The organism is Pseudopedobacter beijingensis, from assembly GCF_042678145.1.
GTDB lineage: Bacteria > Bacteroidota > Bacteroidia > Sphingobacteriales > Sphingobacteriaceae > Pseudopedobacter > Pseudopedobacter beijingensis.
In genome coordinates, this window is the sequence record NZ_JBHUDG010000044.1 from 1 (window position 1) to 16,930 (window position 16,930).

Consider the following 16,930-nt stretch of genomic DNA (forward strand, 5'->3'; position numbering starts at 1 on the left):
CCAGTCAGGACATTCCAGATTTCACCAGAGGAAAATGGAAGACCCGAAAGAATACCTTCGCCCTGGACGATTCAGGATTGTAGATTAAATATACGTTTGGTTAAAAGGCTATCCGTAAGGATAGCTTTTTTTGTTCTTATCCTCCCATATAACTTCCATCGCCTCTTCTTTGAAAATTACCTGATGATTTTTTGCCGCCTGTCCATTTTTGTGGAGTCCAGGTAAATGTTAAAATAAAGTAACGGCTTAACGCATTAGACTTGGTATCTATAATGGCATTATCGGTAATTTGTCTGTTAATAAAGTTGTTTTGGTTTAACAAATCGTACGCTTTAAGACTAACAGCGCCGGCTTTCTTTTTCAAAAATTCTTTAGTTAACGATGCATTGATGATAAAAGGATTACTGGTGACATTGGCATTAATACCTTCGATGAAGTTTTTATTTAAATCATAAGTCAGGTAGAAAGTTTTTTGAAAGTATACTTTACTGCTCAGGCTTAAAGTCCAATTATGTATACGACTGTTGGAGATGGTATCTAATGAAAAGTTACCCTGATTAAAGCTGTATCTGATATTTGGATTAACCTCTAACCAGTCATTAGGATCTATCTGTAAATTTAATCTTTGATTTAAGTTCCAGGTTTTACCAATGTTCTCAGAATTGTTATTCATAGATAAGGTTTTACCATAACCGGCAGTACCGTTGTAGCTCAGATTGTATTTGTTGTCACCAAAACGTTTAGAGATTCCGTAATTTCCCCGATAATTGTAATTCCCTTTATTAGCATTCATAAAGTGAGTTTCCATTTTTCTTCCATTATATTCATCTCGTTTCAGAATCACGTTTCTGATGACCTGATTTTCATTGAAAGTAGCATTGAATCCAGCATAATAATTCAACTTTGTTTGCGAAATATAGTTGTTGAAATTAGCCTGTATGCTATGTCTGAAAGCCGCTTTTAGATCGGGGTTACCAATAATAACATTTTGAGGATTACTTACATCGGGTACATCCTGTATTTGGTCAAATGTAGGTTCAGTAGGGTTTCCTGTATAATTGATAGAAAAGCGTTTTTGTCTTGACCATTTATATTCAAATCTGGCAATGGGGATGATATTAAAACTATTTCTGTGGGTAGAGTTACCTCTCGATTCTGAATAACCTTTTAATGCATTTGGAACTCCCGATAAACCTAATGCAAAATTGTATTTGGTTTGGGTGTATTTATAATTTAACGACAACCTGGATTCTGTAAAAGAATAATTGAATATTTTGCTTAAAGAATCTACCGTGTTAGCATAACCAAACTCATCAATTACCTGTGTAATTTGACTATTATCATAGCCTCTGTAATTTACCTGTCCATTAAATTCTAATCTGGACTTACTGGTAAGAGGATGACTAAAAGTTAAACTACCCCTGTAGTTTTCGGTAAGGTTTCTATTGGCAATGGCTCTGTGTAGTAGTGAATCTTTTAACAGGGACTCATTTTCATCATTGGATAGATAAAGTCTTCGATTATTAGCATCTCTGTCTGATGTGTTTTCCGAATTGTTGGCACTTAACTGCACAGATGCCACCGTTCCTTTTTTATTAAACCGATGCCCGTAATTTAATGTGAGTCCATAATTAGGCGTTTTTCCAATATTGGCATTCTGATTGACCTGATCTTGTCTGAATATTCCGGACTGCTTTAAATTTGTAATACTATTACTTGTATTTCTTCTTAGATTAAGGGTTGGGCTAACGATTAACCAGTTGGCACTATCTATTTCATATTCCAATTTAGCCGACAGCGCATGTGTGTAAGATTTATTTTTGTTATCCCCTTTTCTATCACTATATAAATGCTCAATAGTACCTGTGTCTTTATCCTTAAATATTTCATCAGAAAGAGATTCACTGGTGCTTTTAGTATTAGATCCGTTATAATTATAACTACTTTCCAACTTTAATTTAGAGCTAAGGTCATCATTATAGTTGAGCCCAAATCTTCCTGCCTGTCTGGTTCCTGCCGATCCCGAATTTCCGCCCTGGTTCCCGCCAGAACCTCCCTGACCTCTGTTATTTCCTCCACCATTATTTCTATTATTTCCTCCCTGGTTGCCTCCTCCTAAATCACCATTTGTGTTGGCAATTCCAGTAACCGTATTGTTAAGAGACGAACGTATGCCTAGCTGCTGGTTGCCATTGAAGCGGTTGGCATTAGCAGTAAGTTGATACCTGTTGTCACTTCCTGCACCCACTTCAAATCGGCCTCTATTTCCAACCCTTTTATTGCTTTTGGTTACAATGTTTAACACCCGTTGTGGATCGCCGTCTTTAACACCTGTTCTACGGGCTTCGTCACCATAATCGTCAATAATCTGTATTTTATCTACAATATCAGAAGGTAGGTCTTTCAAAGCAGCTTCCACGTCACCGCCGAAATAATCTTTACCGTTTATCCTTGCTCTTTTTATCTGTTCGCCCTGAACAGTTAAAGTCCCATCTTTATCTACTTCCATGCCCTCCATTTTTTTGACCAGGTCTTCTACCGTGGCATTCTCTTTCATGTTATAAGCATCGGCTCTATACTCCATAGTATCGGTTTTATAGGTAATGGTAGGCGTACCATCAACTACGACCATGTCTAACATGTTAGTTTGAGTTTTTAAGGTAATGTTTTCTAATCTTATAGTATTCTGTGAGTTATCAAATTGGTATGACTTGGAGAAAGAGCGATATCCCAACCCATTGACAGAAATAGTGAAGTTTGAAGATTTTATGTTCCTGAAAGAAAATATTCCATCAATATTGGTACTTGTAGAAATGGTGTCTAATGGAGATGTTATTTTTACCAGAGCACCAATAACTGTTTGTTTAGTGCTGTCAATAACTGTTCCTGTAATGTTTTTTTGAGCAAATGTGTAACTGTAGGTAAATGCAAGTAAAATAAAAAGTATGCTTCTTTTCAAGACTATGGATTTAAGGTTTTAGCTTACTAAGACGATAATTGATTCGTTTGGTTTAATCAATGAAAAAGAAAATAAATAAAATGTTTGATAGACAATTATTATCTTGTGCCTTTGTTTTAAGTTTTCGTAGAAAGGGAATCACTATTTTAAAGAAATTATTATCACATGAAAAAGTTATTTAATGGAATTGTATGGATGTTATTATCAGGTTGTTTACTCTCGTGTTCAAATAGTAAACGTATTTCTGCGGAAGATACAGCCTGGAATACGGCAGATAGTATACGTCAATTAATTATAGCTCCGGTATTTAAAAATGTCGATTTCAAAATTACTGACTATGGAGCTGGATTGGATAGTAATATTAAAAGTACTGAAGCATTTAGAAACGCTATTGAAGCTTGTCATCAAAATGGAGGCGGACGGGTTATTGTACCCAAAGGAACTTTTTTAACAGGACCCATCCACTTAAAAAGCAACGTGAATTTACATCTGGAAGATGGATCCAGAATAGTATTTAGCAGAGATATTGACGATTATAAACCTTTGGTTTTTTCACGTTGGGAGGGAATGGAGTGTATGAATTATTCACCATTGATTTATGCTTACGAACAGGAAAATATAGCTATTACAGGAAATGGTATTTTAGACGGAAATGCCAATAATGATTATTGGTGGCCATGGAAAGCTAAAAAAGAATATGGCTGGAAAGAAGGTATGCCTAATCAGTTAGCTGCAGTTAAAAAGTTAACCCAACAGGTTAAAGATTTAGTGCCTGCCAGAGAGAGAATCCATGGCGATGGAAGTTATTTGAGACCCCCATTTATTCAACCTTACTTATCTAAAAACATACTTATTGCCGATGTGAAAATTATTAATGCTCCCTTCTGGAATATAAATCCGGTTTTATGTGAAAATGTCACGGTTAGAAATGTTAAAGTAGTTACACATGGTCCAAATAATGATGGATGCGATCCGGAATCCTGCAAAAATGTTTTAATCACAGGATGTTACTTTGATACGGGAGATGATTGTATCGCTATTAAATCAGGAAGAAATGAGGATGGAAGAAATATAGCAAGACCAGCAGAAAACCATATTATAGAAAATTGCGAAATGAAAGATGGGCATGGCGGTGTGGTTATTGGAAGCGAAATATCTGGAGGAGCCAGAAATATTTTTGCTCAGAATCTGATTATGGACAGCCCAAATCTGGATAGAATTTTAAGGCTAAAAACAAGCTCTTTAAGAGGAGGTGTTATCGAGAATGTTTATATGAGAAACGTAGAAGTGGGCACTTATAAAGAAGCTGCTATTCTTTGTGACATGTTTTATGAAAAACCAGGTGATTTTATGCCAACCATTAAAAATATTACAGTGGAAAACCTGAATATTAAACAAGGTGGGAAATTTGGAGTGCTAATTAATGCTTACGAAGAATCTCCGGTAGAGAACTTAAAAGTGATTAACTCTACCATTAACGGAGTGAAAATTCCGGTTCAATCTAATCATACCAAAAATATGGTTTTTGAAAACGTTGAAATAAATGGAGAGCTGATTGATTTAAGTAAAATTGATAAAAGTGTTAAAGGTGAATTTGAGAAGTTTTAGGAAATAAAAAATGGTGTTTTATAAGAAGGAATAGAGCGGATTTCAAACTTATTCGTTTGTTGTTGCTTGTTCTGTCATCCTGTCTCTCCTTTCTTCCGTCCTCCTGACCGAAGGAAAGGATCTCATTAGGAAATATCCCCTAAAATCTGTACTGAGCTTGCCGAAGTACTCAATATAACAAATGCCGAAGTATCGGTATCCCAAAAAACGGCTTTAATTTATAAAAGCCGTTTTTTTGTTATAAATTAACCGGCTGGTTAATGAACTCGGTTACATGAAAGCATCTGATTTTTTGAATTTTATTTTTATTGACGAATATTCTGCAACACCCAAATATTTGCAATTAAGTGATTCTATTATTTCTGCGATAGAAAACGGGAAGTTGGTCAAAGAAGATTTGCTGCCCTCTATAAATGAATTGAGCTACTTGTTGGAAATATCCAGAGATACAGCAGAAAAAGGATACCGTTATTTAAAAAAGTTAGGTGTAATTGTTTCTGTTCCCGGAAAAGGATATTATGTATCCAATACAGATTTTAAAAAAAAGATAAAGATTTTTTTATTATTCAATAAGCTATCTGCCCATAAAAAAATAATATACGACTCTTTAGTTTCTTCCTTAGGAGAAGATGCAGCCATAGATTTTTATATTTATAATAACGATTATATGCTTTTTAAAAAGCTAATCAAAAATAAAGATAAAGGCTATTCGCATTATGTGATTATTCCCCATTTTGTAGAAGGAGGAGAAAATGCGCATGAGATTATCAATACAATCCCTAAAGAAAAACTCATATTGTTAGATAAGAAAGTAGAAAAAGTTGATGGTATTTACGGAGCTATTTATGAAGATTTTGAAAAAGATATTTACTCTGCATTAGAGCAGCTTAAAGAAGGCCTAGCTAAGTATGAAACATTAAAAATCATTTTCCCGGAAAGAAGTTATTTCCCTCGTGAAATACTGAATGGATTTAAAAGATTTTGTATTCAATATGCCTTTAATTATAAAGTAGTACAGGATATATCTGCAGAACCTGTTAATAAAGGAGAAGTATATATCAATCTGATGGAAGACGATTTGGTCTCTATTATAGAGAAAGTGTTTTCTGCAAATTTAAAAATAGGAGAAGACGTAGGGGTGATTTCCTATAATGAAACGCCTTTAAAGAAAATCTTATTGAATGGTATTACTACAGTTTCTACAGACTTTAAAACAATGGGAAGTATGGTAGCAGAGATGATTAAAAGCCAGAAGCTGGAGCATGTAGCAGTACCTTTCAAAGTTAATATACGTCCGTCTCTGTGAAAATCTATTAAATTTTAGTTTTCTTGTTTAATGAGAAACAAGAAGCTCTTTTATGGTACAAAGTGTGTGGTTTTGCTTTGTGTATTAGATGTTTATGTCTTGATGGACAAAAGTTGAGAGTTTTGTTTAGTTGGTACTCCTGAACTCGTTTAAGGATCTGAAAAGTTTCGGTAAAGAGAGATTGTCCCTTCGTCTCTTCTCGCAATAACACATTTCTTATCGTTCACGATCTTTTGAGTAGCAAAACAAATAGCAGCTTAATAAAAATCAGGAAGTTTTCAAAGAACTAATGTTACACAAAATGATGGGGAAAACGATTAACGTACAATATAGACTCTTTTATTTCCTCCTTCCATAACAGTGCATGACAGAAGTATAAAATCAACTATCTAAATTAGCTTCACTTAAATCAATTGAACTTAAATGCAAGCGTTACTAGGAGTTATTTTTCACTTTATTGGCGGATTCGCCTCGGGAAGTTTCTATGTTCCATACAAAAAAGTAAAAGGATGGTCATGGGAGACCTTCTGGATTGTAGGAGGCTTGTTCTCCTGGTTAATTGTGCCCCCTTTGGCGGCATATCTTACCATCCCTGATTTCTCGGAAATTATTCGTCAGGGCAGTAAAGATATCTTAAAATACACCTATTTGTTTGGTTTCTTATGGGGAATAGGCGGCTTAACATATGGGTTGGGAGTAAGGTATTTGGGAGTTTCTTTAGGAGGAAGTATTATTCTGGGCTTAAGTATGGTCTTTGGTTCATTAATGCCCTCTGTTTACTACTATTTTTCAGGTACAGAAGGCAAAGAAACCATAGACATGTTTTTTACCACCCGTTCCGGAAATGCCGTACTTATAGGCTTAGCCATCTGTGTAGTAGGAATTGTTTTATGTGCCAGAGCAGGTGTAATGAAAGAAAAGCAATTTTCTAAGCAAGGGAAAGCAACAGAAGAAAATAAAGATTTCAATTTTGGTATTGGTATTACAGTAGCTATAGTTTCAGGGATTTTAAGTGCCTGTTTTAATTTTGGTTTAGAAGCCGGAAAACCCTTGGCTATAGTAGCCAATGATCTTTGGAAAGCAGCAAACCCGGGACAAGGCGAGTTCCTGTTTCAGAACAACGTTACCTACATTGTAATCCTTTGGGGAGGATTAACCGTGAACTTTATTTGGTGCATGTTCCTGAATTTTAAGAACAAAACCTTTTCTAACTATACCGATAAAAAAACACCATTACTTAAAAACTATATACTTTGTGCTCTGGCAGGAACTACCTGGTATTTACAATTCTTTTTTTACGGAATGGGCGAAAGTAAATTAGGTAACGGGCCAAGTTCCTGGATTTTACACATGGCTTTCATTATCCTAATTTCCAATGTGTGGGGTGTAATTCTAAAAGAATGGAAAGGCGTAGATAAGAAAACTTATAACACCATTATTTTAGGGATAGCTACAATTATACTTTCCATAGTAGTAGTAGGATACGGAAGAACATTATAAAAGCAAATTAATTATATATAGAATATGTCTGTTAAAACAACAAGTTTTAAACATGTAAGCTACCTGTGGGACGAAGCGGAAGCTGCTAAATTAGCAGGAGACGAAGTAGCTTTATTAATTTACCGCTCCAATTTATTGGGTGCCGATTTGAGATTGACAAATTACGGTGGTGGGAACACTTCTTGTAAAGCAGTAGCTAAAGATCCATTGACTGGGCAAGAAACCGAGATCATGTGGATTAAAGGCTCAGGTGGCGATATCGGTACTTTAACTAAAAGTGGTTTGGCGGCACTTTACGTAGACAGATTAAGAAGTCTTAAAAACGTTTATAGAGGGATTGAGCATGAGGATGAAATGGTGGAGCTATTTAACCATTGCATTTATGATTTAGCTTCTAAAGCACCTTCCATCGATACACCTTTACACGGATTTTTACCATTCAAACATATCGATCATTTACATCCGGATGCAGCTATCGCTATTGCGGCAGCAAAAGACGGAAAGAAAATTACACAAGAATTGTTTGGTGGAACAATTGGCTGGGTAGAGTGGCAAAAACCAGGTTTCGACTTAGGTTTGCAGTTAAAACAATGTTTAGATGAAAATCCGGGAATCAGAGGAATCATATTAGGTTCTCACGGTTTATTTACCTGGGGAGATACAGCTTACGAAAGCTATGTAAATACTTTAGAAGTAATCGAGAAATGTGCGGAGTACTTAGAAGCTAGCTACGGCAAAAAAGGACCAGTATTTGGTGGGCAAAAAGTAGAAAGTCTTGCGACAGAAGGCAGAAAGAAACAAGCAGCTAAGATCGCTCCTATTTTAAGAGGATTTTGCTCTAGCGAAAGACACATGATAGGTCATTTCACAGATGATGCAAGAGTTTTGGAATTTATCAATTCTAACGATTTAGGAAGATTAGCTCCATTAGGAACAAGCTGTCCGGATCACTTCTTAAGAACTAAAATTTCTCCTTTAGTGTTAGATTTAGCAAAAGACGAAGATTTGTCAGATGTTACAGCAATCAAAGAAAGATTAGCTCCTGCATTTGAAGCTTATCGTCAAATGTACACTGATTATTATAATACTTGTAAACACGATAATAGCCCGGCTATCCGTGATGCTAATCCGGTGATAATTCTTTATCCTGGCGTAGGTATGTTTGCTTTCTCTAAAGACAAGCAAACGGCAAGGGTAGCGGCAGAGTTCTATACCAACGCTATTAATGTAATGAAAGGTGCAGAGGCAGTTTCTGAATATACATCATTACCAAGGCAAGAGGCTTTCAATATAGAATATTGGTTATTAGAAGAAGCCAAGTTACAACGTATGCCTAAACCAAAGGCACTATCAGGAAAAATTGCTCTAATAACAGGTAGTGCTGGTGGTATAGGTAAAGCTATTGCAAAGAAATTTGTTTCTGAAGGTGCTGTAGTTATTTTAAATGATATGAATGCTGAGCGCTTAGCTGAAGCAGGCGAAGAGTTTAAAAAAGAATTTGGCAAAGATTCTTATGCAACTGCATTATTAGATGTAACAAATCAAGAGCAAATAGAAGAAGCTTTAGGTGAAGCTGCTTTAGCTTTTGGTGGTGTTGATATTGTAGTAAACAATGCAGGTTTATCAATTTCTAAAACAATAGAAGGGCATACTCAAAAAGATTGGGATTTATTATATGATGTATTAGTAAAAGGTCAATTCTTAGTAACCCAGGCTGCTGTAGATACAATGAGAAAACAAGCAATCGGTGGTGATATCATCAATATCGTAAGTAAAAATGCTTTAGTTAGCGGACCAAATAATGCAGGTTACGGAAGTGCTAAAGCTGCGCAACTACACTTAAGCAGATTAAATGCTGCAGAGTTAGGTGCAGATCATATCCGTGTAAACGTTGTAAACCCAGATGCTGTTATTTCTGATAGCAATATTTGGGCTGGCGGATGGGCTGAAGGTAGAGCAAAAGCTTATGGAATTACTGTAGCGGAGCTTCCTGCCTATTACGCAAAACGTACTTTATTAAATGAGATTATTTTGCCAGCTGATATTGCAAATGCATGTTTCGCTTTCACCGGAGGTTTATTGAATAAATCTACAGGTAACGTGTTAAATGTAGATGGCGGTGTGGCAATGGCATTTGTAAGATAAGTCATAAGTTTTAAGTAATAAGACCGAGGGCCGATTGTATGAAAAGTCGTTTGTCACCCTGAGCGGAGTCGAAGGGTCATTGTAGAGACTTTCCCTAGGATCGGAACTCAGTCTTACAAAAGATAGTGCTTATTGGAAGTGAAACTTTCAACTTAAGAACTGTAATATTGTAAATAGCGCAACTCTGCTGAGGATGTTTAAAAGCACAACCTTTGTCAGGCTGAGCGGAGTCGAAGCCTCTTAAGTGTTACTTGGAGACACATTTCGACTCCGCTCAATGTGACAAATCTGATCTTTTAGATACCTTCTTGTGGGAGAGGCCTCTAAATACTAAATCATGCTAATAGAAACAAATCAGATAGAACAGCACAATCAGGAAAACTTGTCTGCTCATCAAAGAAAGTTCAAATTCATTACAGAAGATATTTCCAATACCGAAGATATTGTCGAAAAATTAAAAGTATTTCAGATAGCAATTCCTTCATGGGCTTTGGGAACTGGCGGAACACGTTTTGGTCGTTTTTCGGGTCCGGGCGAACCTGGTACATTGGAGCAAAAAATAGAAGATGTAGGTTTATTGCATAAGCTGAATCAATCCAGCGGTGCAATTTCATTACACATTCCTTGGGATATTCCTTCAGATGCAGAGAAAATTAAAGCTTTGGCTGCGGCTCATGGTTTAGGTTTTGATGCCGTTAACTCTAATACTTTCCAGGATCAAAAAGGACAAGAGCATAGCTATAAATTTGGATCATTACATCACGTAGATCCTAAAGTTAGAAAACAAGCCGTAGATCATAATATTGAAGTAATTAAACATGGTGTTGCTTTAGGTTCAAAATCATTAACGGTTTGGTTGGCAGATGGTTCTTCTTTTCCGGGACAATTAAATTTCCGTGAAGCATTCCAAAATACATTAGAGTCTTTAAAAGAAATTTATAAGCACTTACCGGCTGATTGGAAAATGTTTGTTGAATACAAAGGTTTCGAACCTAATTTTTATTCAACCACTATTGCAGATTGGGGACAATCTTTATTGCTAGCGAATAAATTAGGCGAAAAAGCTTATACATTGGTAGATTTAGGTCATCACCAACCAAATGTAAATATAGAGCAGATTGTAGCTTTATTATTAATGGAAGGTAAATTAGGTGGTTTCCATTTCAATGATTCTAAATATGCTGATGATGATTTAACAGCTGGAGCAATCAAACCTTATCAATTATTTTTGATTTTTAACGAATTGGTTGATGGTATGGATGCTAAAGGTATAGATCATGCAACAGGTTTAGGTTGGATGATTGACGCATCTCATAACTTAAAAGATCCATTGGTAGATTTATTACAATCTGTAGAAGCAATTAAAATAGCTTATGCACAAGCATTATTGGTTGATAGGAAAGCTTTAAAAGAAGCGCAACAAGCTAATGATGTTGTTAAAGCACAAGAAATTTTACAAGATGCTTTTAGAACAGATGTACGTTCTATTGTAGCGGAATCAAGATTAAGAGCTGGTGCGGCATTGGATCCTGTTCAATTATTCCGTGATTTAAAAGTAAGAGAGAAGTTGACAGAAGAAAGAGGAGCTGTTAGCATAGCAACTGGATTATAGATGAGTAAGAAACCCGTAATAGCAGTTTTTGATGTGGGTAAAACCAATAAAAAACTGTTCTTATTTGATGAGCATTACCGTATTGTATACGAAAAATCGGCTCGTTTTATAGAAACCGTAGACGAGGACGGAGATCCATGCGAGAATTTAGAAAGTTTAAGGCTTTCTGTTTTCGACTCTCTGTCAGAAGTCTTAAGAAAAGAAGAATTCGACGTGAAAGCATTGAATTTTTCGACCTATGGTGCAAGTTTTGTATATATCGGCGAAGATGGATTACCCGTTGCGCCTTTGTATAATTATTTGAAATTATATCCAGAGCATCTTTTAAAACAATTTTATAACACCTACGGCGGAGAAGAGGAGTTTGCCAAGAACACCGCTTCTCCCGTCTTGGGAAGCTTAAATTCTGGTATGCAACTTTATCGTATAAAATACGAAAAGCCAGAATTGTTCGAAAAGATTAAATACGCACTTCATTTACCGCAGTACTTAAGTTATTTGGTTACCGGAAAAGTATTTACCGATATCACCAGTATAGGCTGTCACACCAATTTGTGGGACTTTCAAAAAAATGATTATCACAGGTGGGTATATGAAGAAGGAATTGCCGAAAAATTTGCTCCTATTTTACCCGGAGATCAGATTGTAGAAACGGCTTTTCAGGGACACTCTTTTAAAGTTGGCGCAGGTTTACACGATAGTTCGGCGGCTTTAATTCCATATTTAGAGAATTTCCACGAACCATTTATTCTGCTTTCTACAGGAACATGGTGTATTTCCTTAAATCCATTTAATAGTAATCCTTTGACTTTAGAAGAATTAAAGCAGGATAGTTTATGCTATATGAATTACAAAGGGACGCCGGTGAAAGCCTCAAGATTGTTTGCAGGATACGAACATGAACAGGAGACAAAGAGAATTTCGGGACATTTTGGTGTGGGAAGTTCTACTTTTAAAACAGTAAAGTATAATCCGGAATATATAGCATCTTTAAAGTCGAAATTTTCACAAGGAGATGATAATAAGTTTGCTGATAGGGATTTGTCTGTTTTTGAAAACGCAACCGAAGCCTATCACCAATTAATTATGGATATTGTTAGACAGCAAGAAAAATCGACTAAGCTAGCCATACAAGATAGTGGTGTGCGAAGGATTTTTGTAGATGGAGGTTTCGGAAATAACGATATTTTTATGCATCTAATGGCAAATGCTTTTCCAGAAGAAGAATTGTTTGCGGCATCAATGGCACAGGCAACAGCTATGGGAACAGCAATAGCTATTCATAAATCATGGAATCGGACACCGATTTCGGGTAATATTATCGAATTGAGATTTTATCCACGAAGTACAGAGGAAATTGCTTAATGATTTTTTTTCCGAATATGCGGGCTGGAATGACAATAGCTATTTTGACACGACTGCTTCCTTTTGGGATTTATTATAAGATTCTGATTTTTAAAATCGCTCTTTTGTCTGAAAACTATTGTGGTGTTAAAAGGCATACAGACAGGAGACAGCTTGAAGACAGACAGGAGACTGATTAGAGTTGTCTTCGGGGAGTGTTCGGGTGGGCTTCGAGACCAGTCGAAGCTTAGTCGAAGGTTTCTCGAAGCAAACTCGAAGAATATAAGAGGTATTGTCGAGTCAGGGTGGGGGTAAATACGAAGCAAGTCTCTAGCAATAGCGGGCTCTTGCAGAGTTTGGCGGACTTTAACAGACTTTGATGGACTTTTTTAGGTGTTTAGATATAGAGAATTTGCTGCTCTAGTGAACCTTATAGGATAGGTATGGTGAATTTAATCATAAATAGGGAGGTTTAAAAATTTGAAAGTTAAAAGGAAGGAAAAGCGATTTAAAAATTAGTGAGAAGTATAGATTAACTTTGTGCTGTAATCTAAAACCTTCCTTTCAAATATCGTTATAGCTATATCGTTTCGCTGTTTTTTTCTTTAGCAATGGCCTCTGGCCTGAAAATAAAGTAACCTCCGGGGAGAGAGCATATCGCAGAAACGGCAAAAAATAACAGGCTTAAAGTAACGGCTATTTGCGGGTCTAATTCCAGATATTTTGAGCCATATAGAAATACCAGTTCTCTGGCACCTAATCCGCCAATTGTAAAAGGGAAAAGTGCCATAAAAGCCGATGCAAGGAAAAGAGTTAAATAAGGTAACAGACGTAGATTGTCCTGATCTTCTTTTAAGGCAAAAAGAATAAAAATAACACAAGCCACCTGCATAACCTGTAAACCCAGAGCATGCAAATGCGCCTTGGGGAATGCTGTAAAAAACTGTTTGAAAAATATTTTGTACAATAAAATATATACAGTTGTTCCGGCAATTATGGCGGAAAAGGAATAGATATTTAAAAAAGATGTTTCTTCAATAAAAGGTATAAAAGAACATATTAATAAACAGATGGCCCAAAGCCCGCTTAATTTGTCCAGAAAAATAGCGGTGATTAACTGGCGTTTATCTGTGCCGAAATTCTTATTCAGAAAATAGATTTTATAACCTTCTCCTCCAATACCTCCGGGCAAGAAAACGTTATAAAACATACCCACAAGGTAGAGTTTATAGTTGTAAAATTTGTTGAGCGAAAGTTTTATTTGGTGGAAGAATATATTTACTCTTGCAGCGGCAAAAAGTTGTGATAGTAAGAATGAAAGTATAGCCAGTAATAAAAATAGGGGATCGCTTTTAGTTATATTTTTCCATAACAAGTCTATATCTGTGTTTTTGAAAACCCAATATAATGCAAATGTAGTGATTGCGATTTTTGCTGTAAGTTTGAGTCCCTGTTTAAACACGTTCGTTATTATTTATTCTTTTGTCTACAAAATCAGAAATTGTGGCAAACGGAATATTCCTGGTTTTAAGCTGAGCAATAAACCTGTCCATTCTATGGATCATTTGTTCTCCGGTATTTTTCATCACATAGGCTGGAAAGCCAAATCTTTCTTTATCGTTTAGGTTTGTAAATTCCCATGGGTGAAAATAGATGTTGAGATACCCGTCTTTTTTTAATACCCAACCAGCTAGCTTACTATACATAGCTAATGGAAGGTTGTGAAATGATAACCAAAATAACGGGAACCTGATTAAGGGACTTACAGATGCTGGTATTTGCCAGATATTGTGTTCTTTAAAATAGGTTCTTGGCTTATCTAAATTGTTATACCTACCCGGCAGATAAGTGGGATTGATAGAACTATTGTACTCATAACCTGCTTTAGCAATAGACTCTTCATTTACAGGCATCATCCTTGGCATTCTGAAACCACGAACAGGTGTTTTTCCTAATTCTTCGAGTTCGTTTTTAGATTTTAGAAGATCTGCATCTTCAAATTGAGAGTGATAATAACCATGTGAGGCCAGCTCGTGTCCGGCAGAAATTAATCTTTCTATTACCTGAGGCGCATTTTTAGCAAAAGTAACCGTACTAAAGAAGGTTGCCCTTACCTGATGTTTATCAAGGATATCAAGAATATGGTTGGTTCCCTCGATAGATATGTTTATCTGATCGTCAAAAGATATATCCTTATTGTATTCAAAAGGCATATCAAATTCTTCTATATCAAAGCTTAATAATATCACGCTTGTTTAAGGTTTGTAGACCTCACAATATAATTAGGTCGCTGTTTGCTTTGCATAAACATTTTTCCAAGATAAATACCAGTAATACCTAAGATGATTAATTGTAATCCTCCGAAAAAAACGATAGTCATAATAATAGATGCCCAACCAGATACCTCTTGTCCTGAATATAATGCATAAAGTACGTATGGGATATAGAGTAGAGACGATAAAGAGAAAATGAAACCTAGATAAGCAGCCGCATACAGTGGTTTTATGGAGAAAGAAGTTACACCGTGTAATGCCAATCTGATCATCTTTTTGAGATTATATTTGCTGGTTCCCAAATGTCTTTGTCCAGGTTGGTAACGTATAGCATATTGTTTAAAGCCTATCCATTTTAGTAAACCACGATAAAAAGGATCAGATTCATTAAAGTTTCTTAAAACATTTACCACTTTTTTGTCCAATAATCTGAAATCGGCAGAGCCAGCATCTAAATCAACGTCAGATAAGCTGTTTAAAAATTTATAATATAGTTTAGATGATAATCTTTTGCCAGCAGGAAGTCGTTTATCGTCTTCCCTTATCGTGTAAACAACTTCGTAGCCCTCTTTCCACTTGGCAATCATGTCAGGTAATAAGGAAGGGGGATGTTGCATATCGCAATCCATACATATTACACAATCGCCATGGGCGTGATCTAATCCTGCTTTAACAGCAAGCTGATGACCGAAATTTCTGGAAAACTCTATAAAAAATAATTCGGGATTCTGGGTGTTGAGATTGGTTAATACATCTAAACTGTTGTCTGTACATCCATCACAAACAAAAATAAACTCGTAATCGTAAGGCAATGTTTTGAAAACATCTTTTAATGCCCTGGATATAACAGGGATATTTTCTGCTTCATTATAAGCAGGTATGATTATTGAAACAAGTTCTCTCATGGTTGATTAAGCTTGAATTTCGAAAAATCCTTGACCAACATCAGGTAAACAATATGTAGCCATATTAAAATACATGGTAATGCTTTTAGTGAATAGGGTTGTACATAGTTTTTCCTGATGAAGTTAGGAAACAAATCAGAAGGAGAAAGCGACGTTAACACCAATGCAAATATAAAAAGAGAAATGGTTAGTTTATTAGGTTTGTTTTCCTGATTTAAAAACCAGATAGCTACTCCTGAAAATGCAATAATATAGGTGGGAGATTCGGATCCGCTACTGAAAATTACTGTAAAGATTAAGGTTGATGCAAGCAACATTAACTGAAAACTTAAATGTTTGTATTGTTTAATTCTCAAGTATGGTAATGCAAATAAGGAAAGTCCTGCAATTAAAAAAGGTAGGTTGGAGATTGCTGGATTTTGGGTAAGTCTTCTCGCTAATCCCATTACAGAAATATCCTGAGCAGAGTTTAAGCTTGCATTTAAGCTGTTTTTTTCTACTAAAGAATGGTACCAGTCCTGATAAGATTGAAATACAAATTCAGGGGATGAAATTAACATAGGTAAAGCCAGGCATATTAAGAAACTTATTATTAGGCTAAGTATAAAACGCCCTTTGTTTTTTATGAAGAAAAAGAAAGATAAACCCACAATACCATATAATTTAACAAATGTCCCTATCATGATTGCTAATGCTGACCTGAATTCTTTTTGTTTATAGATGTAAGAGAAAGATAGTAGTAACAGACCGGTTAAGGCAATATTGAATTGAAAGCTAAATAAAGCGGTGAGTGCTTCGTGAGCACATATCCATCCTATAATAATCCTGTTGTTAAGTTTCATTGGAAGACTTAAAATGCCCCATAAAAGAATGGATACATTGGCTATGTTCCATAAAATTGTTCCTGCTCCGTCGGGTAATAAAGCAAAAGGAGTTATAATAATAGAGAAAATAGGGCCATAGTGGTTGGTGTCCATGTATTCCGGATAAGAAATATAAAGGTTTTGGAAGTTTACAGAGTGCCAGTAAGTATGTTTAAAAATAAGGTAGTTATTGAAACTTCCTTTTGCATATTGTTTTAAAGCGGTAATTACTGCCAGTAAAATATAAGTGATAATTAAAGTTTTTTTATTTAAAAAAAAGCCCTTTAGTTTGGTTAGTTTGTGGGCAGTATTATTAAGCATTGTTTTTATTGTAAATTTGAGAGAAAGATATGTGTTTTTTCTGTTATTGTTAAAAATAAAGTTTATTCTATCTTCTCTGTTAATTTGGTTTTCA

At 35.6% G+C, this 16,930-nt stretch carries 11 protein-coding genes; 6 read left to right on the forward strand and 5 right to left on the reverse strand.

Annotated features, from left to right (window positions below; all coding sequences use genetic code 11):
- Window positions 1–136: 136 nt before the first annotated feature.
- Entirely contained in the window at window positions 137–2,959 is a 2,823-nt protein-coding gene (locus tag ACFSAH_RS15180; protein ID WP_379663587.1) for a TonB-dependent receptor, read from the reverse strand.
- A 165-nt stretch (window positions 2,960–3,124) separates the two neighbouring features.
- Here ACFSAH_RS15180 and ACFSAH_RS15185 point away from each other — a divergent pair, with 165 nt between their 5' ends.
- The 6 genes from ACFSAH_RS15185 (at window position 3,125) to ACFSAH_RS15210 (ending at window position 12,495) form a co-directional block, all read left to right on the forward strand.
- Window positions 3,125–4,567, forward strand: a complete 1,443-nt coding sequence (locus tag ACFSAH_RS15185; protein WP_379663588.1) for a glycoside hydrolase family 28 protein — start codon at window positions 3,125–3,127, stop codon at window positions 4,565–4,567.
- A gap of 274 nt (window positions 4,568–4,841) precedes the next feature.
- Complete coding sequence (locus ACFSAH_RS15190) at window positions 4,842–5,873, forward strand: GntR family transcriptional regulator (protein ID WP_379663589.1); 1,032 nt, start codon at window positions 4,842–4,844, stop codon at window positions 5,871–5,873.
- A 423-nt stretch (window positions 5,874–6,296) separates the two neighbouring features.
- Window positions 6,297–7,373 (forward strand): L-rhamnose/proton symporter RhaT, encoded by a 1,077-nt coding sequence (gene rhaT / locus ACFSAH_RS15195; protein WP_379663590.1) that lies wholly within the window; start codon window positions 6,297–6,299, stop codon window positions 7,371–7,373.
- 24 nt (window positions 7,374–7,397) lie between these two features.
- The gene (locus tag ACFSAH_RS15200; protein WP_379663591.1) at window positions 7,398–9,518 is read left to right on the forward strand and encodes a bifunctional aldolase/short-chain dehydrogenase; all 2,121 of its coding nucleotides are present in this window, start codon (window positions 7,398–7,400) and stop codon (window positions 9,516–9,518) included.
- A gap of 337 nt (window positions 9,519–9,855) precedes the next feature.
- The gene (locus ACFSAH_RS15205; RefSeq protein WP_379663592.1) at window positions 9,856–11,130 is read left to right on the forward strand and encodes a sugar isomerase; all 1,275 of its coding nucleotides are present in this window, start codon (window positions 9,856–9,858) and stop codon (window positions 11,128–11,130) included.
- The gene (locus ACFSAH_RS15210; protein WP_379663593.1) at window positions 11,131–12,495 is read left to right on the forward strand and encodes an FGGY-family carbohydrate kinase; all 1,365 of its coding nucleotides are present in this window, start codon (window positions 11,131–11,133) and stop codon (window positions 12,493–12,495) included.
- Between the two features lie 559 nt (window positions 12,496–13,054).
- Here the strand turns inward: ACFSAH_RS15210 and ACFSAH_RS15215 are convergent.
- From ACFSAH_RS15215 to ACFSAH_RS15230, 4 genes are read right to left on the reverse strand one after another with little or no spacing between them, the layout of a single operon-like run.
- Window positions 13,055–13,936: a lysylphosphatidylglycerol synthase transmembrane domain-containing protein gene (locus tag ACFSAH_RS15215; protein ID WP_379663594.1), complete on the reverse strand. Its 882-nt coding sequence runs from the start codon at window positions 13,934–13,936 to the stop codon at window positions 13,055–13,057.
- Window positions 13,929–14,723: a polysaccharide deacetylase family protein gene (locus ACFSAH_RS15220; protein ID WP_379663595.1), complete on the reverse strand. Its 795-nt coding sequence runs from the start codon at window positions 14,721–14,723 to the stop codon at window positions 13,929–13,931. The genes ACFSAH_RS15215 and ACFSAH_RS15220 overlap by 8 nt, the downstream gene beginning before the upstream one ends.
- A complete protein-coding gene (locus ACFSAH_RS15225) occupies window positions 14,720–15,652 on the reverse strand; it encodes a glycosyltransferase family 2 protein (protein WP_379663596.1) in 933 nt (310 codons plus the stop codon). The genes ACFSAH_RS15220 and ACFSAH_RS15225 overlap by 4 nt, the downstream gene beginning before the upstream one ends.
- On the reverse strand, window positions 15,649–16,836 hold the full coding sequence (locus ACFSAH_RS15230) for a glycosyltransferase family 87 protein (protein ID WP_379663597.1): 1,188 nt from the start codon (window positions 16,834–16,836) through the stop codon (window positions 15,649–15,651). The genes ACFSAH_RS15225 and ACFSAH_RS15230 overlap by 4 nt, the downstream gene beginning before the upstream one ends.
- Between the last annotated feature and the right edge of the window lie 94 nt (window positions 16,837–16,930).

Bases quoted from the DNA above. Each gene is read 5' to 3' on its own strand.
- rhaT (WP_379663590.1), top strand. From the start codon at position 6,297: ATGCAAGCGTTACTAGGAGTTATTTTTCACTTTATTGGCGGATTCGCC.
- ACFSAH_RS15205 (WP_379663592.1), top strand. From the start codon at position 9,856: ATGCTAATAGAAACAAATCAGATAGAACAGCACAATCAGGAAAACTTG.
- ACFSAH_RS15230 (WP_379663597.1), bottom strand. From the start codon at position 16,836: ATGCTTAATAATACTGCCCACAAACTAACCAAACTAAAGGGCTTTTTT.
- ACFSAH_RS15225 (WP_379663596.1), bottom strand. From the start codon at position 15,652: ATGAGAGAACTTGTTTCAATAATCATACCTGCTTATAATGAAGCAGAA.
- ACFSAH_RS15210 (WP_379663593.1), top strand. From the start codon at position 11,131: ATGAGTAAGAAACCCGTAATAGCAGTTTTTGATGTGGGTAAAACCAAT.
- ACFSAH_RS15185 (WP_379663588.1), top strand. From the start codon at position 3,125: ATGAAAAAGTTATTTAATGGAATTGTATGGATGTTATTATCAGGTTGT.
- ACFSAH_RS15190 (WP_379663589.1), top strand. From the start codon at position 4,842: ATGAAAGCATCTGATTTTTTGAATTTTATTTTTATTGACGAATATTCT.
- ACFSAH_RS15200 (WP_379663591.1), top strand. From the start codon at position 7,398: ATGTCTGTTAAAACAACAAGTTTTAAACATGTAAGCTACCTGTGGGAC.